The following is a 19,430-nucleotide window of genomic DNA, read 5'->3' on the forward strand; positions in this document are numbered from 1 at the left end:
TCACATGCTGCTTACCATCCATCACTATCCATCAAAAACCTGCTGCTTTATCATCCCCGCGCGGATCTGCGCCTCCTTCCAGTCTACCATCTGGCAAAACCAGAATCGCATCCACTTTTCCGATAATCGGACTATTGGCTTCATTGATCAAATATCCCCGTGCTTTGAGTGTGGATATTAGAGTAGAATCGAAGGAATTGGGTTCAAAATTGACCAGATCCGGGAGCCATTGATGATGAAACCGGGGAGATTCTACCGCTTGTTGCATTCCCATACCAAATTCCGCCACATTCAGGATTGTCTGAAGCACAGAGGTAATTATAGTGGATCCGCCCGGAGTCCCCACGACGATCCAAAGCTTTCCGTCCTTTTCTACAATCGTTGGAGTCATGGAGCTAAGCATTCGCTTTCCGGGGGCGATGCTATTGGCCGCTGCACCGATGAGTCCAAACATGTTGGGCACGCCAGGCTTCGCGCTGAAATCATCCATTTCATTGTTCATAAAAAAGCCCAGCTCATCGATGTAAACCTTGGACCCGTAGGCTCCATTCAGGGTCGTAGTGACAGAAACCGCATTTCCTTCCGCATCCACAATAGAGTAGTGGGTGGTCTCCATACTTTCCGCAAAGGAGATGTTTCCTTGAGAAATTTCCGAGGACCTTGTGGCTTTTTCAAATGAAAAATTACTCATTCTTGACTTGAGGTACTCCGTATCAAGCAATTCATTAACAGGTATTTTTACAAAGTCAGGATCACCGAGGTAATAATTGCGGTCAGCATAGGCTCTTCGTTCTGCTTCGACCAGGAGTTGTATGTACTCCGGTGAATGATGACCCAAAGCTTGGAGATCATAGGGTTCAAGCATTTTCAAAATCTGAACAAGCGTAACTCCGCCTGAGCTCGGAGGCGCCATGGAAATGATTTTCAAATCCCGATAAGGATAGATAATCGGATCCCTCCAAACCGCCTGATAGGAGGCCAAGTCCGCTTCTGTAATGATTCCTCCTTTTTCCTGAATATAACGGGCAAGGATCTTGGCAGTCTCTCCGGTATAAAATTCATCTCGCCCATTTTTAGCAATTCGTTCTAAGGTAGCTGCGAGCACGGGTATTTTCAATGTGTCTCCGGCTCGGATTTCCCGGGCAAAAAAAGTATGGGGACCATTGACATCAATAAACGTTTCCCTGTTGCGCTTTAACCGATCAGCCTGGGCTGCAGTCACCACAAATCCATTTTTGGCCAAATCAATCACCGGTTGAAGAATCTCGGAGGGCTTGAGTTTGCCAAATTTGGACTGAGCTTCAAAAATCCCTGCAATGGTTCCGGGTACTCCGGATGCTAAGGCTCCCTTGGTACTGAGTTGTGACAAAAAATCCCCGTTTTCATCCAAAAACATGTCTTTGGAAGCAGCCATGGGGGCCTTTTCCCGGTAGTCGATACTTCCTGTACTCCCGTCAGCCATCCGATAAACCATAAAGCCTCCTCCTCCTAAATTCCCTGCAAACGGAAAGGTTACTGCCAATGCCATTTCGGTAGCCATCATGGCATCAAAGGCATTGCCTCCTTTTTGCAGGATTTTCAAGCCGATTTGAGAAGCTTCTTCCCGTGCAGAGACCACCATGGCTTTCTCAGCAATCAGTCCGATTTTTGGACTGGGAACTTCCTCCTTTTTTCCACAAGAAAAGATAAGCACACTGAGCGAGAGGGCGAGTGATACTATTCCGGATGATTTCATTTAGACTCTTCCAAAAGGGTGGTGTTGAATAATTTCAAAATACGCTTGTACTCATCTGCCCAAGAACTTGGCTCCACAAAACCATGATCTTCTACCGGATATACGGCCATTTCCCAATGGTCTTTACCCAGTTCAATAAGGCGCTGTGCCAACCTGACTACATCTTGAAAGTGGACATTAACATCCAGCATCCCGTGGGCGATCAACAGATTTCCCTGCAATCCTTCAGCAAAATAGATCGGAGAGGAGCGACGGTAAGCAATCGGATCCTCTTCCGGAGTGTTCAGAATATTGGCAGTGTAGCCATGGTTGTAATGTGCCCAATCGGTCACAGATCTGAGGGCTGCACCCGATTTGAAGACATCACCATGGTTGAACAAGGCCATCAACGTGATAAATCCTCCATAACTTCCTCCATAAATTCCGATTTTCCCGGTATCAACACCCTGAGCTGAGACAAGGTATTTCGCACCATCAACTTGGTCAGAAAGGTCTTTTCCTCCCATGTGCCGATAGATTCCTGTTCTCCAATCTCTCCCATACCCCGCCGAAGCCCGATAGTCAATATCCAAAACCGTATAGCCTAAATCGGCCAATAGGTTGTGGAACATATACTCCCGGAAGTAGGTGCTCCACCATTTGTGTACATTTTGCAAATATCCCGCACCATGGACAAAAATGACCGCAGCGCCATTCTTCTTGGCAGGATCAGGTAAATACAACCTGGCCGGAACTTGAGCCCCATCCTGCGCGGGGAATCTGACCAACTGTGGATCTCTCCAAGAGTAGGCCTTGAACTCAGCAGACTGACCTGAGGTCAATTGTTTTGGGGCAGCACCAGCCCGGTTTTCCTGTACATACAATTCCGTAGGGATATTGGAGTAGGAGTAAAGAATGGCCAATTGCTTCTCGTCGGGAGAAAGAACCACTTCATTGTTACCGGTCATCGAAGTGATTTTTTCCATTTTACCGCCCATCAGTGGCATACGGTAAAAGTGCCGCTCTCCGGGATCCACTTCTGAAGTGGTCAGGTACCAGGATTTTTTATCCTTGGAGATTTTAGGATCAAAAACCTCATACTTGCCGGAAGTCAAAGCCTTTTTTTCTCCGGTCAGCACATCCAGTAGATAGAGATGGGAGTAACCCGTGGATTCCGATTGAAAATAAATATGTCTGGAGTCAGGAAGCCATCCCAATGTACCTCCTCCAAAAGATCCGCCTATTCCCGGACCTGCCACCCAAGCTTCATCCCGCTGCCGATCTAAAGTCTTCAATTCACCGCTCGTCAGGTTGAGTTCGGTGATCCAGCGGTCTTTGTTGTCAAAAGAACGTACCTGAACAATCGCCCTCTTTCCATCAGGTGAAAAATAGGGTCCGGAGAGGGTCAAATCCCTTTCTTTTTCTTCCCAGGTCTTTTCAGGATAATCTTTCACATAATCGGGCAAATCTTTGATCCCGGGCAGATTGGAGGTAGTGACATAATAGACCGTATCTTTCTTCAAATCATAGATGCCTATGATCACTTTATTGGGCTGGGTACCTACTTTGGGCCTGGTATTGAGATCTTCTGTATATCCGGAAGCAGCGGTATAATCCGGCACTTTGGTATTTTTATTTGAAGCAGGGGTGAAAACCGAAAAAGTGGCAAAACTTCCATCCGGACTCAACTGAAGGTTGGAAAGATTCTTTCCCTCGGTATAAAATACAAAGTCAGAAGTTTTCTCTCTGACTGATTCACGGTATTTCTGACTCTGATTTTGGGCATTTTTCCGGTCCCTTACCACTTGCAACAGGGCGAGATTTTCTGATTCCAAAAAGGAAATCTTAGCTCCAGCATTTCCGGCAGGAGATGAAGGTTTGCTTCCATTGACAATGGAGGTGACCTTTCGGATGTTTTTTGAGCTGCGGTCAAAAATATAGAAGTTAGACCCTGAGTTAAAGGAAATCAGGTTTTCATTGGCCATAAATTGAAGATTGCTGATCGGATCAAACCATTCAAAAAGGGTGGTTTTGGTTCTCTTTCTCCGATCTTCCAATTGAATCGAAGTTTTCTCTTTGTAAATCCTGAGGGATTCATCCTGGTTAAAAGTAGCCAAATCTTTTCTCAGGATTTTTTCTTCAGACCAGTGAACCTTGGAGATTTGATTTGGCTTGGCCAAGTCTATTTTGTAAAGTGAATCGGCCGGATCGTTTTCAAGGTTGTACCTGAAAAAAATCTGTTTGCTGTCCTCACTCCAATAGGGAGCACTTGGGAAGATCCCCATCCATTTGGGATCTCTCATGATGTAGTCTACCGAAAGAGAAGACTGCGCCTGAGCTGAGGCAAATATGCACAGCAACACAGGCAGAAAGAAAATTTTCCGCTGCATAGTAATAAGTTTATTTGGGTGATGATCTTTAATGGAGTCCGCTCAGAAAAGTCTTCAATTCTGATTCGATGGTTTGGAGTTGATCTTGAAGTTGATCATTCAGAGCTTTGGAGCTTTCCAGATTAATCTCGATTTCCTCCAGCGTTTTTCGGGTTTTGATTGCCCCGATATAGCTCATGCTCGGTTTGGCTTTATGACATCTTTTTTTGATGGAAACATAATCTCCGGCGTCATAAAACAAATCCAACTCTTTAAGATCTTTGATATTGGTGTCCAAAATGATTTGAATCATTTCCCGGATCATTGCCGGATCATCATCGCCAAAATACTGATAAATGGACTGTTCGCTGATGAGTTGATACATATACGGGTGAAATACTTAAAGAGTGATAAAAATCCGATTTTAAAGGAACTTGATAAATTTAAAAACAATTTTCAAAAAGCATCATTTCTACAAATGAGTTTTACCCGCATTCCTGATAAAACAGCGTAATGTTTAATTTTGCCTTTCACAAGTAAGAAGTCCATGCAAAAAAATAAAAAAATCTTCTTGGCCCTCTTTGTCCTTTTCATGCTGATTATTCTTTATGTCAGCTATGATATTTCCAAAAGAACCACCTTCCCGGGTTCAAAAGGAAATCTCAAGGAAAGAATTTCCAACGAAGTAGAATCCCCCTCCAAATGACCGGTAAAAAAATAGACGTTGAAAAGCTTGATCTGGACCTGATGAAGGAAAAGACAACTGAAAATCCCGGGACTTTGCCCTACGCACATCATGCGGGAAGTGCCCTGATCAAGCCGGAGGATAAAGGTAAGATTACCGGACGTGCAGTGGCTGCCATGCATAGTCAAACTGACATGCAAATGGCTCAAATCTATGAACAAATGAAGCTTTTGGCTGACCAAGCCAAAAAAATCCAAGCTCGGGTAGAAGTGTCTGAGCGGATTTATCAGGCTTCTATCGCTTTTGAACCACTGATCAACCATCGCTACTTCCTGTATCAAAAGTCGGATGGTACGGACTTTATGAGTATGATCGCCCCAGAGGAGTGGGGGAGAAAAAAAGAGTGGGCCAATTTTGTGGCTGAGGTGAAATTACTGGCAGACCACACCTGGGAAATTCTCCGCGAAAATTCCTAAAAGCATGGAGCATCTGATGACCAGGCAACTGGATTTCATCCTGAAAGAAGGAGGGGCTGATTACGATTGGCAAACGGAATTGGAGGTGGTACCCAAATATCTGGACGAAAGGGGGAAAAATTGGCTGAAAGGAATACTTGCCGAGTTAGGAGGCAATGGTACACTGCCTTTGTTGGAAAAATTGAAGTTTGATTTCAAAATCGGCAGGCAATTGATTCTTTGGGATGAAGAGCTTCACTTCAACCGCTATCGGCTGGCGACTTTCCGGTCGGAAATGTATCAGGAACTCAGCTTTCCCTTTGTCGAAAGTTACAAGAGACTGTGCCGAACCTATGAAAAAGAAGCGCTGAAAGCAGGAATGCCGCAACGGATATGGTCAGGCCCTCCGGTGGCAGGAAATCTGTTTGGAAAAGCAGGTGATCCGGGGGATTTCTCAGGCAACGGAGCTTCGGGATGGAAGCTTTTGGCTTACAACAGTGCCCAAATCGATCTACAAACCCGGATTCACGGATTCAAACTCCTCCGGCTCAATCCGTATGAAACTTTGATGACAGGAGGCTCGCTTAAGCGATTGGATCAGCTGCTGGTCAATCCCAAAGAAGAACAGCGAATGGTGATCTACAATTGGCTGATGAGGAAGTTGGGGTAGGTGGATTTTGGAAAAATGAATTGGTGAAAATGTTGAAAAGTGAAGGTCGAGAACCATTGAATTTCGATTGTCGAACGTCGAACTAAGATTTTTGAACATAAAAAAAGGGATTTCTTTTGAAACCCCTTAATTAATGAATCTGTATATCCGCCCTCATACCAGTAGGCTTGGCTAGCTTAAGAATTTTCTCAAAAAGGCAGAAATCAAGAATTCTTCGGTCACTTGTACTGAGCTTGTCGAAGTATCGGTCTTCCGACCCATTAATCGATGAGTATTTGGCTGGTGGTGCAAATAGCGGTTAATCATATTATTGAATATCAGGCAAAAAGCCCAAACATTTCCCGTTCTATTTTTTCGACGATAAAGGAAAAATCCTCAGGCCGCTCCACGAAGTCCAAATCATTTACGTCTACGATCAGTAATTTGCCTTCCCTGTAGTTGCCTATCCAATCCTCATAGTGAGAATTCAGATTTTTGAGGTAATCGATCCGCATGGCCGTTTCATAGCTTCTGCCACGCTTTTCGATCTGACCGACCAGCTTTGGGATGTCCGCTTTGAGGTAGATCAAGAGATCGGGAGCTTTGACATGAGAAATCATGGAATCAAACAAACTTCGATAATTCCAGTAGTCCCTTTCGGTCAGGAGTTTGCTTTTGTAAAGATTGGCGGCAAAAATATAGGCATCTTCATAGATGGTCCGATCCTGAATGGTTGGAATGGTACTTTCCTGAATTTTTTTGATCTGATTGAATCTGGAATTGAGGAAGTACACCTGCAGGTGGAAAGCCCACCGCTTCATGTCCTCATAGAAATCTGGGAGATAAGGGTTGTCATCTACTGCTTCAAACTCTGCTTTCCAGCCGTAGTGTTTGGCCAATTTTTCAGTGAGCGTGGTTTTCCCACTTCCAATATTTCCGGATACCGCTAAATGCATTTGTTGAATATTAATTACTTGGAAAATCTTGGAGAAACCACCAGTTCTTTGCTTCCCGGAGAGTATTGATAGAATCCTTCTCCCGACTTCACTCCTTTAAAACCCGCCTCAACCATATTCACCAAAAGTGGACAAGGGGCATACTTTGGATTGCCAAATCCGTCATGGAGTACTTTCAGGATAGAAAGGCATACATCAAGCCCGATAAAATCCGCCAATTGAAGCGGGCCCATCGGATGAGCCATGCCTAATTTCATTACGGTATCGATCTCGGAGACTCCGGCTACTCCCTCAAAAAGGGTGTATATCGCTTCATTGATCATGGGCATCAGGATTCTATTGGCCACAAATCCTGGATAATCATTGACTTCGACTGGTTCTTTGGAGAGGTTTCGGGAAAGATCCATGATGATCTCAGTCACCTCATCAGAAGTGGCATAGCCTCGGATGACTTCCACCAACTTCATCACAGGCACCGGATTCATAAAGTGCATTCCAATTACCTGAGTGGGTCTTTTGGTGACAGCAGCTATTTTGGTAATCGAGATAGAAGAGGTATTGGAGGCCAAGATGGCCGAGGATGGAGCCAATTGATCCAATTGTCTGAAGATATCCAGCTTAAGGGACATGTTTTCGGTCGCCGCTTCCACGATCAGATCAGCTTGTTTGACACCGTCAGAAAGTTCGGTAAATGGAGTGATTCTTGCCAAAGCGGCATCTTTATCGGCCTCAGTGAGTGACCCTTTGCTTACTTGCCGATCCATGTTCTTAGATATGGTGGCGAGGGCTTTTTCCAACTGTATGGTGGAAATATCAATGAGCGAAACTTGATACCCGTGCTGTGCAAAAACATGGGCGATGCCATTTCCCATAGTGCCTGATCCGATTACTGAGATGAATTTCATAACTGTCTTATTACGAGTGAAAAACGTGAATATTTGGGTTTATGATGGCTAGTGTAGCCTGTTTTGGTTGCTTCAAAGCTAATCCTAAGCCAAGGTAATTCCAATTTCAACAGGTCATTCCTGACTTTGTTTGTCGGAAAATTCAAATCATGAGACGGGATTAATCTATACCTTTGAAGACATGAAATCGAGCCTGCTTGAGGCAGACAGGCATGACTAATAAAGTCACACAATGGAATGATTGTAAGATTTGCGAGATTCCATGTGGCAAATGAAAATCAAATTATAAACACATGAAAGAATTAGGACTGATCAGCAAATTAACCATCAACCGGTTTACAGATTTTGGAGCTTATTTGGCCTTAAGTGACGGGGGAGAAGTCCTACTTCCCAAGGGATATCTGAAAGGGGATGAAAAGGAAGGAGATGAGGTGGAGGTGTTTGTCTACACTGACAGTGAAGACCGTCCTGTGGCTGTAACTGATCGTCCTATTGTCCTGTTGGATGAATTTGCCGTCTTGGAATGTAAGGAGGTCACCAAATTCGGAGCATTTATGAATTGGGGATTGTTGAAAGATTTATTCGTTCCCAATGCCGAAATGGCCAAGCCAATGACTCCGGGTCAAAAATATCTGATACGGGTTTGTGTGGATTACAAGAGTGATCGCCTGATCGGTGTGAGTAAATACAGGGAGTTTATGTACCCTGCGCCCAAAGATTATGAGCCGGGCAATGAATGTGAAGGATTGATTTTTGAAAAAACCGAATTGGGTTATAAGGTACTTTTGGAAGACCGCTACGAGGGCTTGATCTATGCAAATGAGGTTTTTCAGCCTTTGGAGATAGGTGCCCGACGGAAACTTTGGGTCAAAAAGAGAAGGGATGATGGAAAAATTGACTTACAGTTGCTGCCGGTGGGCCGAGTTAAATACGAGGAGGGAGCTGAAAAAATCCTTGAAATATTGGAAGAAAAGGGATTCTTACCCCTTCATGACAAATCCGATCCGGAAGAGGTCAAGCAGCTTTTGGGCATGAGCAAGAAGCATTTCAAGCAGTGCATAGGTCAATTGTATAAGGCCAGGGAGATCGTAATCCAGGAGGATGGGATCTCCCTGAGCCGTGATTAGTCCAACTTAAAGATATCGGTTGGAGTTTTACAGAGAATTGCCCTGTTTCGGAAAATAGCAATGGGTGCTTTGATCAGGTAAGGATAATTGACCAGAATATTAAGCCATCCTTCGTCATCCCAATCCTTACCCGCGATCAGCCTTTGGTAATCCGGATGTGCTCTGTTGAGCAGGTCCTTTGCCCTGAGGTTTAATTTGAGCAAGATCTGATCCCATTGAGTGGCTGTGAGTTTTTCACGGATCAGATCAATTTCATTCACAAATTTGGCGATAGATTTGGCGTAAGCCTTGGTCTGCTTATCAATCGGCTGAATTGAGCTGTGATAGAAATAAAGCTCAGAAGGATGTGTTTTCATGGCGCTTCTGGGTTTTGTGATATCATAAGTTAGCGATTTTTACAAATAATTGAAATTCAAATGCTTGTATAAGTGAAAATTGATCTCGAAAAATTTAGAAAGGAAAGCAAGTCGGATTTTCCCGGCAATAAAAAGCTGAAGGAAAAGCTCAAAAAAACCAAACCCAAGGACTTGGATTTGACTTTTCATCGGTTACATGAAGAGGTATTTACTGAATTGGATTGTCTGGATTGTGCCAATTGCTGTAATACTACCAGCCCGATTTTCATCCAAACGGACATTGACCGCCTGGCTAAAACCTTCCGGATGAAGAGCAGCCAATTTATTGAGGAGTACCTGCACCGAGACGAGGACGGAGATTATGTTTTAAATTCTGCTCCTTGTCCGTTTTTGGGAGCGGATAATAAATGTCTGGTCTATGAAGATCGGCCCAAAGCATGTCGGGAATACCCCCACACTGACCGGAAAAATATGCTGGGGATTTTAGACCTGAGTTTGAAAAACACACTGGTCTGTCCTGCTGTTCTCAAAATTTTTTATGAGATCGGCAAAGATTATAGGAAGTGAAGCAATACTTTTGCTTTTTTGGCAATCAAACCTATCAAAATAACTATGAATTCATCGGATACTCAGTTTCTCGGAGTAGATGTGGGGGGAACCCACTTGAAAATCGGATTAGTGGACAAGGAAGGCAACATGCTTGACTTTCAAAAAGAAGACACCACCCAATACAGAGAGCATCCCGATGGATTTGGTCCCAACTTCGTTTCCATCATAGGAAAATATCTCGCCAAATATCCCCAAGTCGAAAAAGTAGGTATCGGGCTACCGGGAATGATCACCAAGGACAGAATGACTCCATTGGAGATCCCGGCTATCCCGGATCTCAATAACTTTCCGCTCAAGGCAAGCCTCCAAGCCAGATTTCCAAAGCATGGTTTCTTTTTGGAAAATGACGCCGCCGCAGCAGCGATCGGGGAGTTTCATTATGGCAAAGGAGATGTTGCCGAGAATTTCCTTTTCATCACCATGGGCACAGGCATAGGCAGTGCCTTGGTTCTCGACGGTCAGGTGTTCAAAGGTTCTCGAGGCAATGCCTTGGAAATGGGCCATATGCTTTCCCGTGGCAATGCAGGCTTGGAAACGCTGATCGGAAGAAATGGCATTTTGAAAATCATGGATAATCTGATCGGTGCTTATCCGGAAAAAGCAGGAGAACTGGTAGGAAAAGAACTGGGCACCCATCTTCTGGTCGATACCGCCAAGGCTGGAAACGAGGTGTCTTTGATGGTTTTCAAAGAGGTGGCCGAAATCCTGAGTGAGGCTATTGTTTCAACCATCCGGGTACTGGATGTGACCGATGTTTACTTTGGAGGAGGGATTTCAGCAGGTTTGGAATTTATGATGCCAACCATCGAATACAATACCCGAAAATATCTGACTCCTTATTATGTCAAGGACCTTAAATTGAAAAAAGCGACTTTGGAAAACAATGCGGGTACACTTGGTGCTGCAGCCCTCTGCTTTATGGGTTCAGGGTTGTGATATTGACTTCAGATACTTTGCTCAATGCATTCATCCGAAAAAGAACCCTAAGCGGTTCTTTTTCGCTTTTTTGCCCATCGCAATCAGAACTTGGTTCGAGGAAATAAAAAAAGAAACTTTGGCTTTTATCTACCAGTTCTACGCGGTCTGGCCTGCCAAATGTCTTGATCAAAGATTGGTTGTCAGCTCCAAGGAAATTGTTCTTGATTCGCTGTAGCTCTTCGAGATCCTGCATCCTAAGCCCCTTACAGCCATCCCGATCGGCTTTCCAATTTTCAAGGTTCACCGCTCCTGCATCAAGTTTAGGACTGCAAGAGTGGATGCCAAAAATCAACAGGAATAATAGGACTGACTGATGTATTTTCATAGGATTCAAATTGTCGTACAAAGATGGGCTGAAAATAGGCGGAAATCTAAATTTTAGATTTTTGAATCGAGAAAGAATTATGGGAGGCAGGAGTAGGAACTTGATCTTCACCGATTTGAAACAAAGCTTGATTTAGTCTGACAAGAATTGACATTTTCCGAACACTAAGAAAGCCCCGAAGGTTTATTCAAATCGGTTATATTAGCACGTTCAATCACTCATTTCATGTATTACAGATTCGGAAAAGCCTTCTACTACCTCAGCATTCTGACTTTTCTTTTTTTCTTATTGTATTTCTATTCTGCCCTGCCCGAACAAGTGGGCATACGGGTCGATGAAAGTGGAAATATCAATAGAGATTGGGAAAAAGGAACCTTTTTTTACTCCATGATTGGGGCCTTCCTTTTGCTCAATGCGATTTCCCTTTTTACCCCCAAGTCGCTTGAAACCAAAACCAACCAAAAGATGCACCGGGTTTTCCCCATTGGAGATCCGTTTCGAGATTATATTCTGGCGTGGTTTTATTCCTTTGCAGGATTAATCAACCTGAGCTTAGGACTTTTGGTATTTTATGTACACGCCATCAACAATCAGGAAGAAATAGCGGCTGGATCTTTCAGCTTTTGGTTTTTCCTGATGCCCACTTTGCTGTTTGTATGGGTAGTTGGCTTGTTTGTTTTGCTTGTTGGAAAATTCAAATCCGTACAGCGCTCTTAAAATAGAATTATGGCAGAACCTGTAAAATATACCGAAGACAGTATCAAATCCCTTGATTGGAGGGAGCATATCCGACTCAGGCCCGGCATGTATATCGGGAAATTGGGAGACGGAAGTGCTCAGGATGACGGTATTTATGTATTAGTCAAAGAAATATTGGATAATTCCATCGACGAGCACATGATGGGTCATGGAAGAACGATTGATGTGAAGATCTCCGAGCATCGGGTAGAGGTTAGGGATTATGGTCGGGGCATTCCTTTGGGCAAAGTCATCGACTGTGTGTCTAAAATCAATACTGGAGGTAAATACGACTCCGGGGCCTTTCAAAAGTCGGTTGGGCTAAACGGTGTCGGTACCAAAGCCGTCAACGCGCTTTCGGATTTTTTCAAAGTGCAGTCTTTCCGTGAGGGAGAAACCAAAATGGCTGAATTTGAAAAAGGCATTTTGGTCAATGATCCTGCGATTGATAAAACTTCCGAGCGTAATGGTACACGGATTACTTTTTCTCCGGATGCCTCGATTTTCAAAAATTACCACTTCATTCCGGAGTACCTCGAAAATCAGATTTGGAATTATGCCTATCTCAACGCAGGGCTCACGATCAACTACAACGGGAAAAAGTATTTCTCAGACAAGGGACTGTATGACTTGCTTTCCAATAAGGTGGACGAGGAGAGCATTCGCTACCCGATCATTCACCTCAAAGGAAATGATATCGAAGTGGCTATCACCCACTCGGGAAGTTATGGTGAAGAATACTATTCCTTTGTCAACGGGCAATACACCACCCAAGGTGGAACTCACCTGGCTGCCTTCAGGGAAGCCATTGTGAAAACCATCCGGGAATTTTACAAAAAGGATTACGACGCCTCGGATATCAGACAGTCGGTCGTGGCGGCCATTGCCGTAAGAGTACAAGAACCGGTCTTTGAATCCCAAACCAAGACCAAGCTGGGCTCTCAAAATATCGGTCCTGACGGCCCTACCTTGAGGACCTTTGTCAATGACTTCATCAAAACGGAGCTTGACAACTACCTCCATAAAAACCCCGGTGCAGCCGATGCTTTGCTGAAAAGAATCTTGCAATCCGAGCGGGAAAGAAAAGAAATCTCAGGCATCAAAAAGCTGGCAAACGAGCGAGCCAAAAAGGCCAATCTTCACAACAAGAAACTGAGAGATTGCAGGGTGCACTACGACGATCCCAAAGGAGATGAAGACATCAAAAACAAAACGATGCTCTTTATTACAGAAGGGGATTCGGCCTCAGGCTCGATCACCAAAAGCCGGGATGTACAGACTCAGGCGGTATTTTCACTGAGAGGCAAACCGCTGAACTGCTTCGGTATGACCAAAAAGGTGGTCTATGAAAACGAGGAATTTAACCTGCTTCAGCACGCTCTGAATATTGAAGACGGAATCGAAAATCTCCGATACCGAAAGATCGTCATCGCCACGGATGCCGATGTGGATGGAATGCACATCCGCTTGCTGATCATGACGTATTTCTTACAGTTTTTCCCTGATTTGGTCAAAAATGGGCATTTATTCATCTTGGATACGCCTCTGTTCCGAGTCAGAAATAAGAAAGAAACGATCTATTGCTATTCAGACGAAGAGCGTCAGCGGGCCATTCATAAGCTGGGCAATAAGCCTGAAATCACCCGATTCAAAGGATTGGGAGAGATTTCTCCAGAGGAGTTTGGCAATTTTATCGGGGAGGATATTCGCTTGGATCCCATTATCTTAAACAAGGATACCAAAATCTCTGACCTGCTGACTTTCTATATGGGAAAAAACACTCCTGATCGTCAAAACTTTATCATAGACAATCTGAGGATTGAAAAGGATTTGGCATTGGATGATCCCAAGAAAACAGAGGAAGAGGAGGAGATAGAGGCAGCCTGATTTTTTATTGATTGATTACAAATATTGGTTTGACTAAGTAAATGAGCGAAGAAAATAACCTTGCAGAAGGAGCAGACGAAAGTTTGCATGACTCTACCCCGGTGACAGGGATGTATAAAGATTGGTTTCTGGATTATGCCTCTTATGTAATCCTGGAGCGGGCCGTTCCTGCCATTGAGGATGGTTTGAAGCCTGTACAGCGCAGGATTCTGCATGCCATGAAAGAAATGGATGATGGGCGATTCAACAAAGTGGCCAACATCATCGGGCAGTCCATGCAGTATCACCCCCACGGGGATGCTTCCATTGGCGATGCAATAGTGAACCTCGGTCAAAAAGACCTTCTGATCGAAACTCAAGGCAACTGGGGCGATGTGCGTACCGGGGACGGTGCTGCCGCGGCCCGATACATAGAAGCCCGACTTTCCAAGTTTGCCCTAGAGGTAGTATTCAATCCCCAAACTACGGATTGGCAACTTTCCTATGATGGCAGAAAACGTGAACCGATCACCCTTCCGGTCAAATTTCCACTTCTTTTAGCTCAGGGAGTGGAAGGAATTGCGGTGGGTCTTTCTACTAAAATTCTTCCGCACAACTTCCGTGAACTGATCGAAGGCTCGATTGAAATTCTCAAAGGGAATAAAACAAATGTGCTTCCTGATTTTCTGACAGGAGGGCTGGCCGATTTTTCCGACTACCAAGAAGGACTCAGAGGAGGAAAAATAAAGGTTAGAGCCAGGATTGAAGAGGAAGATAGCAAGACCTTATTGATCAAAGAGATACCATTTGGAACGACCACGGACTCCTTGATCGATTCCATCCTCAAAGCCAACGATAAAGGGAAAATCAAAATCAAAAAGGTGGTGGACAACACCGCCAAGGATGTGGAAATCCAAATCCAATTGGCACCGGGAGTGTCTCCGGATGTAACCATTGATGCCCTTTATGCCTTTACCGATTGTGAAGTATCTATCTCTCCCAATGCCTGCGTAATCATTGAGGACAAACCGGTTTTTCTAACCGTAAACCAGATACTTGAATACAACACCAAAAAAACCAAGGAGCTTTTAAGAAGAGAACTGGAGATTCGAAAAGGTGAACTTTTGGAAAAATTGCTTTTCTCATCCTTGGAGAAAATTTTTATCGAAAACCGCATTTACCGCGATATCGAAGAATGTACCACTTGGGAAGCTGTCTTGGAGGCAATTGACAGAGGGCTTGATCCATACAAACCTGATTTTTACAGAGAAATCACCCAAGACGACTTGATACGTCTTACAGAAATCAAGATCAAGCGAATATCCAAGTTTGACGCCTTCAAAGCGGATGAATTGATGAAACGTCTTCAGGAAGAATTGAAAGAAGTCAATTACAACCTGAAGCACCTGACTGAGTATGCGATTGCTTATTATCAAAATCTTTTGGATAAGTATGGCAAAGGGCGGGAGCGAAAGACTGAAATCAGAGCATTCGATACCATTCAGGCAGCAGTAGTAGCAGCCAACAACGCCAAACTTTATGTCAACCGGGTCGATGGCTTCGTGGGTTACGGGTTGAAAAAAGACGAATTCATCTGTGATTGCTCGGATTTGGATGACATCATTGCGATCCGAAAAGATGGAAAAATGGTGGTGTCTAAAATTCAGGAAAAGCTCTTCATGGGGAAAGACATCCTATTCGTGGGCGTATTCCGAAAAAATGATGAACGAATGACCTATAATCTCATCTATCTGGATGGCACTTCCGGAAGATGTATGGTCAAGCGCTTTCAGGTAGGAGGCATCACCCGAGACAAAGAATACGATCTGACCAAGGGTACCAAAGGCTCAAAAATCCTATACCTGACCGCCAATCCAAATGGTGAAGCAGAAACGGTTACAGTTTATCTGACCCAGGGCGCTAAGGCAAGAGTCAAAGTTTTTGACTTTGATTTTGCAGGAATCGAGATCAAAGGAAGAGGCGCAGGTGGAAATATTCTGACCAAATATCCGGTTAGAAAGATCCAATTCAAGATGGAAGGAAAATCTACGCTGGGAGGTCTGAATGTGTACTACGATTCGTCAGTTGGCCGTTTGAATACAGATCAGCGTGGCCGCTTGATCGGAAACTTCCTTGGAGATGACAAGATTTTGGTTTGTTACAAAAACGGGGATTATGAATTGACCAGTTTCGAGTTGACCAATCGATATGAATCAAATGATGTCTTGTTGATTCAGAAATTTGATCCTCAAAAGATCATTTCCGCCATTTATTTTGACGGCGCAACCAAGACTTATTTTGTGAAGCGGTTCCTAATTGAGACGACCACGGTCAATAAGCGATTCGGCTTTATTTCAGACCATAAGCAGTCGCATCTGAAGCTTGTCACGACCGATTCCCAGGCTCAAATCATGGTCACGGTAATCAAGGGCAAAGAGGAGGAGCAGATGGAATATGATCTCGAAATGCTGATCGATGTGAAAGGTTGGAAAGCGATTGGAAACAAGCTTAGTGCGCATCCTGTCAAGGATATTCAGCTGATCGAATCTGAGAAATCCAAAACTGAGGAGCAAGAGGAGTCCGAGGAAATGGACCTTGACACCGAGGATCAACTGGAAATCGGAAGCACGATCGATCTCACACCAAAGAAAGAAGACGACGAACAATTGGGGCTATTTTAAATAGCCCTTTTTTTAGAATGAAAGAAAGAGAACCATTACTCGAATTTGACCAAGGGCTTTTGGAATACCTGGGTCAATACATTACTGAACATAAAAAATCGGTGATGGAAAAGGTTCTTAGCCAAAGGACACGATTTATCACGGTGGTTTTGGAAGATATTTTCAAGCCACACAATGCCAGTGCCGTGATCCGAACCTGTGATTGCTTTGGACTTCAGGATATTCATGTGATCGAAAAAACCAATCAATACAAAATCAATCCCTATGTGACTCGAGGTGCTTCTCAATGGGTGGATTTGCACAAATATTTCCGCCAAGACGGCTCCTCGGTGGATGCCTGTTTCGAGGCTTTAAAGTCAAAGGGATATAAGATCTATGGAACCAGTCCGGCACCTACGTCGATCTCCATCTATGACCTGGAACCCTCTGAAAAGCTTGCTTTGGTCTTTGGAAATGAGCACGAGGGAATCAGTGAAGAAGTCAAGCAAAAGTCCGATGGACTTGTTCATATCCCCATGCTTGGATTTACGGACAGCTTCAATATTTCTGTTTCTGCTTCCGTTTTCCTGTATGATTTGATCAAAAAGGCCCGTGCATACCAACACCCGGATTTTTATCTTTCAGAGGAGGAAAAGAACCTTCTCCGAATGAAATGGTATCGGGAGATCGTCAAGCATTCCTATCTTCATGAAAAAATGTATTGGAAGTTGAAGGAATAGTTTGATTCGAATTACCTTTTGAAAATTTCGGAGAATGACTTTTTCTGAGGCTGATTTTTGGCATTTCTAGCCTTTTGACGCTGACGTTGTCTCTTCTTTTGTTCTTTACTTTTTACCAATACGGTTCGGGCAGATATCCCAACTTGGCCTCGATAAAACTCCTCCCTTCCTGCCAAATTGATGTTGGGCTTGTAATCCAACGAAATTACCGCATTAGCCAGAGTCATTTCGATGCCAGCGATAAGATCCACACCGGTAGTTGCATTTCCATAAGTATGAATAATCTCCTTGGTCGTCGGATTCTTGACAAAGCTCTCTTCCTTACCAAAGGACACTCCGCCGCCGTAGTAGTAATTAAATCGCTTGGAAATAATAGGCCGGTGTCGTTCTGCCAAGACCGAAAAGGTCGTGTTCCGGCTAAAGTCAGACTGAAGAATTCCTTCAATCGTGACACGATCCAAAACCCGCTGCTGCACACTCAACCCTACCGTGCGATTGATGTCCGAATTACCCAAACGCAGTCCAAAAGCAGTTCCATAGCGCTGGGCAGCGGCCTGACTTCCAGTCAAAACCAAGAGTGAAAGCAGGAGGTATAGAGGTTTTTGCATATCGTTTAGGGATTGGATTTTGCCCTTGTCCAATTATCATTCCATAATTGATTCCAAAGAATCCAATCTTTCACTAGTTTACTTTGTATTTTAAAACCCCAGAATTATGAAAAAAGGACTTAAGCTAATTTCAGGTGTTCTTTTTCTGCTTTTTATACTTTTCATCGGATTTGGTTGGGTTCAATTTCAAGATCGGCATTCAGGTTATGAGATTGATCTCCGCCTTTCTTCGGATTCAGGACCCATCATGGCTGGCTTTTCGAAAGTGGACATCACACCGGCTTACTTCGAAACCTGGAAAGATGCAGATGGAGATTCCAGATACAATCCCGAAAAAGGAGACACCTTCGAGGATAGCAATGGTAACGGTAAGTTTGATGCCATTTGGCTGGCAGGTTTTCATAATTCCAGGCCTGCCAAGTCGGTGTTAGACCCCCTTTGGGCTAGAGCCATGGTCATTATTTCAGGTGAGGTCAAGATTGCACTTTGTGTGATCGACATGATCGGCTTTGGTAATGATGAAGTGATTGCTACCCGCAAAATCATTCAAGAAAGTAATCCCGAACTGGATTATGTGATTATTGCCAGCACACATGTCCATTCCTCTCCGGATTTGATGGGGATGTGGGGGCCTTCCGATTATACCAGAGGAGTCAATCCAGAATACCTCCGACAAGTACAGGAAGGGATCAGACAGGCAGTAAATCAAGCCTATGATTCAAAACGGCCAGCCAAATTCAGATTTGCAGAAGAGCAGGAAAAACTCAAGGCACTAGTCGGGGATACGCGTCCTCCTTTGGTCTATGATGCCAGTTTAAAACTAATGCAAGTACTGGACGCCGAATCCGGACAAACCTTGGGCACCCTGATGAATTGGGGAAATCATCCTGAGACCCTATGGTCAGAAAATATTCAGATCAGTTCCGATTTTGCCGATCCATGGAGAAAAATGGTGGAGAATGGAATTCAGGTAAATGATTCCGTGCAAATCGAAGGAGTGGGAGGAGTGGCCCTTTTTCTGAATGGGGCTGTGGGCGGCCTGATGACCACCCATCCAGATATGAGCGTGGAAGATCCTTTTTCTTTTGAAAAAATTCAGAAACCATCTCCGGAAAAGGTTCAGGCACAAGGCAAGGCCCTCGCCAAAGCAACTTTGGAAACCCTACAAGATACTAATGCGGTAGCATACACCGATCTGAATATGAACTTTCGTGCAAAAACCATCCATCTTCCAATGGATAATAGCTTATTTCAGCTGGCAGCATTTCTGGGGATTTTCGATCGGGGATTTACCGGTTGGAAGCAGATTCGTTCGGAGGTTTCTGCCTGGACCTTGGGTCCTGCTACCTTTGTGCATACACCGGGTGAGCTTTATCCAGAAATTCTTCATGGAGGGATCGAATCCCCGGATGGTGCTGATTTCGGAATTGAGCCTGTAGAAGTGCCCGCTATCCTGAGTAAAATCCCGGGGAACTTCAAGTTTTTTGCAGGGATGTCCAATGACATGATCGGATATATCGTACCCAAAAGCCAGTGGGATGTAAAACCTCCCTTTACCTACGACTACAAAGACAGACCTTATGGTGAAATCAATTCACTTGGGCCGGAAACGGCTCCAAAAATCCATTCAGAGCTCTTGAAAATACTTGAGGAATTGAATCCTTCAAAAAAGAACTAAAGATCAAGAATG

General features: G+C 44.2%; 19 protein-coding genes. 11 read left to right on the forward strand and 8 right to left on the reverse strand.

Annotation, left to right across the window (positions count from 1 at the left end; translation table 11 throughout):
• Positions 1 to 31: 31 nt before the first annotated feature.
• Genes ggt through CLV31_RS11255 form a run of 3 tightly spaced genes read right to left on the reverse strand, consistent with a single transcriptional unit; the run spans position 32 to position 4,468 of the window.
• Positions 32 to 1,735 carry a gamma-glutamyltransferase gene (gene ggt, locus CLV31_RS11245; protein ID WP_111392989.1) on the reverse strand — a complete coding sequence of 568 codons (1,704 nt, stop codon included), beginning with the start codon at positions 1,733 to 1,735 and terminating at the stop codon, positions 32 to 34.
• Entirely contained in the window at positions 1,732 to 4,104 is a 2,373-nt protein-coding gene (locus CLV31_RS11250) for a S9 family peptidase (RefSeq protein ID WP_111392990.1), read from the reverse strand. The genes ggt and CLV31_RS11250 overlap by 4 nt, the downstream gene beginning before the upstream one ends.
• A 28-nt stretch (positions 4,105 to 4,132) precedes the next feature.
• Positions 4,133 to 4,468 (reverse strand): Hpt domain-containing protein, encoded by a 336-nt coding sequence (locus tag CLV31_RS11255; RefSeq protein ID WP_111392991.1) that lies wholly within the window; start codon positions 4,466 to 4,468, stop codon positions 4,133 to 4,135.
• A gap of 162 nt (positions 4,469 to 4,630) precedes the next feature.
• On the opposite strand from CLV31_RS11255, the gene CLV31_RS21840 reads away from it, so the two are divergent.
• The 3 genes from CLV31_RS21840 to CLV31_RS11265 are packed head-to-tail and all read left to right on the forward strand — an operon-like array spanning position 4,631 to position 5,893.
• The gene (locus CLV31_RS21840) at positions 4,631 to 4,789 is read left to right on the forward strand and encodes a hypothetical protein (protein ID WP_181452618.1); all 159 of its coding nucleotides are present in this window, start codon (positions 4,631 to 4,633) and stop codon (positions 4,787 to 4,789) included.
• Positions 4,786 to 5,244, forward strand: coding sequence for a DUF2452 domain-containing protein (locus tag CLV31_RS11260; protein WP_111392992.1), 459 nt, complete (start codon positions 4,786 to 4,788; stop codon positions 5,242 to 5,244). Before CLV31_RS21840 ends, CLV31_RS11260 begins: the two co-directional genes overlap by 4 nt.
• Positions 5,245 to 5,248: 4 nt before the next feature.
• Positions 5,249 to 5,893, forward strand: a complete 645-nt coding sequence (locus tag CLV31_RS11265) for a DUF7255 family protein (protein WP_111392993.1) — start codon at positions 5,249 to 5,251, stop codon at positions 5,891 to 5,893.
• 317 nt (positions 5,894 to 6,210) lie between these two features.
• On the opposite strand, the gene CLV31_RS11270 is transcribed toward CLV31_RS11265, so the two are convergent.
• Both CLV31_RS11270 and CLV31_RS11275 read right to left on the reverse strand, forming a co-directional pair.
• Complete coding sequence (locus tag CLV31_RS11270) at positions 6,211 to 6,828, reverse strand: deoxynucleoside kinase (RefSeq protein ID WP_111392994.1); 618 nt, start codon at positions 6,826 to 6,828, stop codon at positions 6,211 to 6,213.
• A 14-nt stretch (positions 6,829 to 6,842) separates the two neighbouring features.
• A complete protein-coding gene (locus tag CLV31_RS11275) occupies positions 6,843 to 7,733 on the reverse strand; it encodes a 3-hydroxybutyryl-CoA dehydrogenase (protein ID WP_111392995.1) in 891 nt (296 codons plus the stop codon).
• Between the two features lie 293 nt (positions 7,734 to 8,026).
• Between CLV31_RS11275 and CLV31_RS11280 the strand changes: the two genes are divergently transcribed.
• A complete protein-coding gene (locus tag CLV31_RS11280; protein WP_111392996.1) occupies positions 8,027 to 8,860 on the forward strand; it encodes a CvfB family protein in 834 nt (277 codons plus the stop codon).
• Here the strand turns inward: CLV31_RS11280 and CLV31_RS11285 are convergent.
• On the reverse strand, positions 8,857 to 9,216 hold the full coding sequence (locus tag CLV31_RS11285; RefSeq protein ID WP_111392997.1) for an arsenate reductase family protein: 360 nt from the start codon (positions 9,214 to 9,216) through the stop codon (positions 8,857 to 8,859). The genes CLV31_RS11280 and CLV31_RS11285 overlap by 4 nt on opposite strands.
• 78 nt (positions 9,217 to 9,294) lie before the next feature.
• Here CLV31_RS11285 and CLV31_RS11290 point away from each other — a divergent pair, with 78 nt between their 5' ends.
• Both CLV31_RS11290 and CLV31_RS11295 read left to right on the forward strand, forming a co-directional pair.
• Entirely contained in the window at positions 9,295 to 9,783 is a 489-nt protein-coding gene (locus CLV31_RS11290; RefSeq protein ID WP_181452619.1) for a YkgJ family cysteine cluster protein, read from the forward strand.
• 45 nt (positions 9,784 to 9,828) lie between these two features.
• Positions 9,829 to 10,761: an ROK family protein gene (locus CLV31_RS11295; protein WP_111392999.1), complete on the forward strand. Its 933-nt coding sequence runs from the start codon at positions 9,829 to 9,831 to the stop codon at positions 10,759 to 10,761.
• On the opposite strand, the gene CLV31_RS11300 is transcribed toward CLV31_RS11295, so the two are convergent.
• Complete coding sequence (locus CLV31_RS11300; RefSeq protein ID WP_111393000.1) at positions 10,742 to 11,128, reverse strand: hypothetical protein; 387 nt, start codon at positions 11,126 to 11,128, stop codon at positions 10,742 to 10,744. The genes CLV31_RS11295 and CLV31_RS11300 overlap by 20 nt on opposite strands.
• Before the next feature lie 225 nt (positions 11,129 to 11,353).
• Between CLV31_RS11300 and CLV31_RS11305 the strand changes: the two genes are divergently transcribed.
• From CLV31_RS11305 to CLV31_RS11320, 4 genes are read left to right on the forward strand one after another with little or no spacing between them, the layout of a single operon-like run.
• The gene (locus CLV31_RS11305) at positions 11,354 to 11,845 is read left to right on the forward strand and encodes a DNA topoisomerase IV (RefSeq protein WP_111393001.1); all 492 of its coding nucleotides are present in this window, start codon (positions 11,354 to 11,356) and stop codon (positions 11,843 to 11,845) included.
• Positions 11,846 to 11,854: 9 nt separating this feature from the next.
• Positions 11,855 to 13,753: a DNA topoisomerase IV subunit B gene (locus tag CLV31_RS11310; RefSeq protein WP_111393002.1), complete on the forward strand. Its 1,899-nt coding sequence runs from the start codon at positions 11,855 to 11,857 to the stop codon at positions 13,751 to 13,753.
• 41 nt (positions 13,754 to 13,794) lie between these two features.
• Entirely contained in the window at positions 13,795 to 16,413 is a 2,619-nt protein-coding gene (locus tag CLV31_RS11315; protein ID WP_111393003.1) for a DNA gyrase/topoisomerase IV subunit A, read from the forward strand.
• Positions 16,414 to 16,430: 17 nt separating this feature from the next.
• Positions 16,431 to 17,132 (forward strand): TrmH family RNA methyltransferase, encoded by a 702-nt coding sequence (locus CLV31_RS11320; RefSeq protein ID WP_111393004.1) that lies wholly within the window; start codon positions 16,431 to 16,433, stop codon positions 17,130 to 17,132.
• Between the two features lie 11 nt (positions 17,133 to 17,143).
• Here the strand turns inward: CLV31_RS11320 and CLV31_RS11325 are convergent, their stop codons facing one another.
• The gene (locus CLV31_RS11325; protein ID WP_111393087.1) at positions 17,144 to 17,740 is read right to left on the reverse strand and encodes a hypothetical protein; all 597 of its coding nucleotides are present in this window, start codon (positions 17,738 to 17,740) and stop codon (positions 17,144 to 17,146) included.
• Between the two features lie 106 nt (positions 17,741 to 17,846).
• Between CLV31_RS11325 and CLV31_RS11330 the strand changes: the two genes are divergently transcribed.
• Complete coding sequence (locus CLV31_RS11330) at positions 17,847 to 19,418, forward strand: hypothetical protein (protein WP_111393005.1); 1,572 nt, start codon at positions 17,847 to 17,849, stop codon at positions 19,416 to 19,418.
• The last annotated feature ends 12 nt before the right edge of the window (positions 19,419 to 19,430 follow it).

Source organism: Algoriphagus aquaeductus, assembly GCF_003253485.1.
Classification (GTDB): Bacteria; Bacteroidota; Bacteroidia; order Cytophagales; family Cyclobacteriaceae; genus Algoriphagus; species Algoriphagus aquaeductus.

What these genes read in the sequence shown, in the direction of transcription:
- ggt (WP_111392989.1), bottom strand. Translation starts at nt 1,735, where the DNA reads ATGAAATCATCCGGAATAGTATCACTCGCCCTCTCGCTCAGTGTGCTT.
- CLV31_RS11250 (WP_111392990.1), bottom strand. Translation starts at nt 4,104, where the DNA reads ATGCAGCGGAAAATTTTCTTTCTGCCTGTGTTGCTGTGCATATTTGCC.
- CLV31_RS11255 (WP_111392991.1), bottom strand. Translation starts at nt 4,468, where the DNA reads ATGTATCAACTCATCAGCGAACAGTCCATTTATCAGTATTTTGGCGAT.
- CLV31_RS21840 (WP_181452618.1), top strand. Translation starts at nt 4,631, where the DNA reads ATGCAAAAAAATAAAAAAATCTTCTTGGCCCTCTTTGTCCTTTTCATG.
- CLV31_RS11260 (WP_111392992.1), top strand. Translation starts at nt 4,786, where the DNA reads ATGACCGGTAAAAAAATAGACGTTGAAAAGCTTGATCTGGACCTGATG.
- CLV31_RS11265 (WP_111392993.1), top strand. Translation starts at nt 5,249, where the DNA reads ATGGAGCATCTGATGACCAGGCAACTGGATTTCATCCTGAAAGAAGGA.
- CLV31_RS11270 (WP_111392994.1), bottom strand. Translation starts at nt 6,828, where the DNA reads ATGCATTTAGCGGTATCCGGAAATATTGGAAGTGGGAAAACCACGCTC.
- CLV31_RS11275 (WP_111392995.1), bottom strand. Translation starts at nt 7,733, where the DNA reads ATGAAATTCATCTCAGTAATCGGATCAGGCACTATGGGAAATGGCATC.
- CLV31_RS11280 (WP_111392996.1), top strand. Translation starts at nt 8,027, where the DNA reads ATGAAAGAATTAGGACTGATCAGCAAATTAACCATCAACCGGTTTACA.
- CLV31_RS11285 (WP_111392997.1), bottom strand. Translation starts at nt 9,216, where the DNA reads ATGAAAACACATCCTTCTGAGCTTTATTTCTATCACAGCTCAATTCAG.
- CLV31_RS11295 (WP_111392999.1), top strand. Translation starts at nt 9,829, where the DNA reads ATGAATTCATCGGATACTCAGTTTCTCGGAGTAGATGTGGGGGGAACC.
- CLV31_RS11300 (WP_111393000.1), bottom strand. Translation starts at nt 11,128, where the DNA reads ATGAAAATACATCAGTCAGTCCTATTATTCCTGTTGATTTTTGGCATC.
- CLV31_RS11305 (WP_111393001.1), top strand. Translation starts at nt 11,354, where the DNA reads ATGTATTACAGATTCGGAAAAGCCTTCTACTACCTCAGCATTCTGACT.
- CLV31_RS11310 (WP_111393002.1), top strand. Translation starts at nt 11,855, where the DNA reads ATGGCAGAACCTGTAAAATATACCGAAGACAGTATCAAATCCCTTGAT.
- CLV31_RS11315 (WP_111393003.1), top strand. Translation starts at nt 13,795, where the DNA reads ATGAGCGAAGAAAATAACCTTGCAGAAGGAGCAGACGAAAGTTTGCAT.
- CLV31_RS11320 (WP_111393004.1), top strand. Translation starts at nt 16,431, where the DNA reads ATGAAAGAAAGAGAACCATTACTCGAATTTGACCAAGGGCTTTTGGAA.
- CLV31_RS11325 (WP_111393087.1), bottom strand. Translation starts at nt 17,740, where the DNA reads ATGCAAAAACCTCTATACCTCCTGCTTTCACTCTTGGTTTTGACTGGA.
- CLV31_RS11330 (WP_111393005.1), top strand. Translation starts at nt 17,847, where the DNA reads ATGAAAAAAGGACTTAAGCTAATTTCAGGTGTTCTTTTTCTGCTTTTT.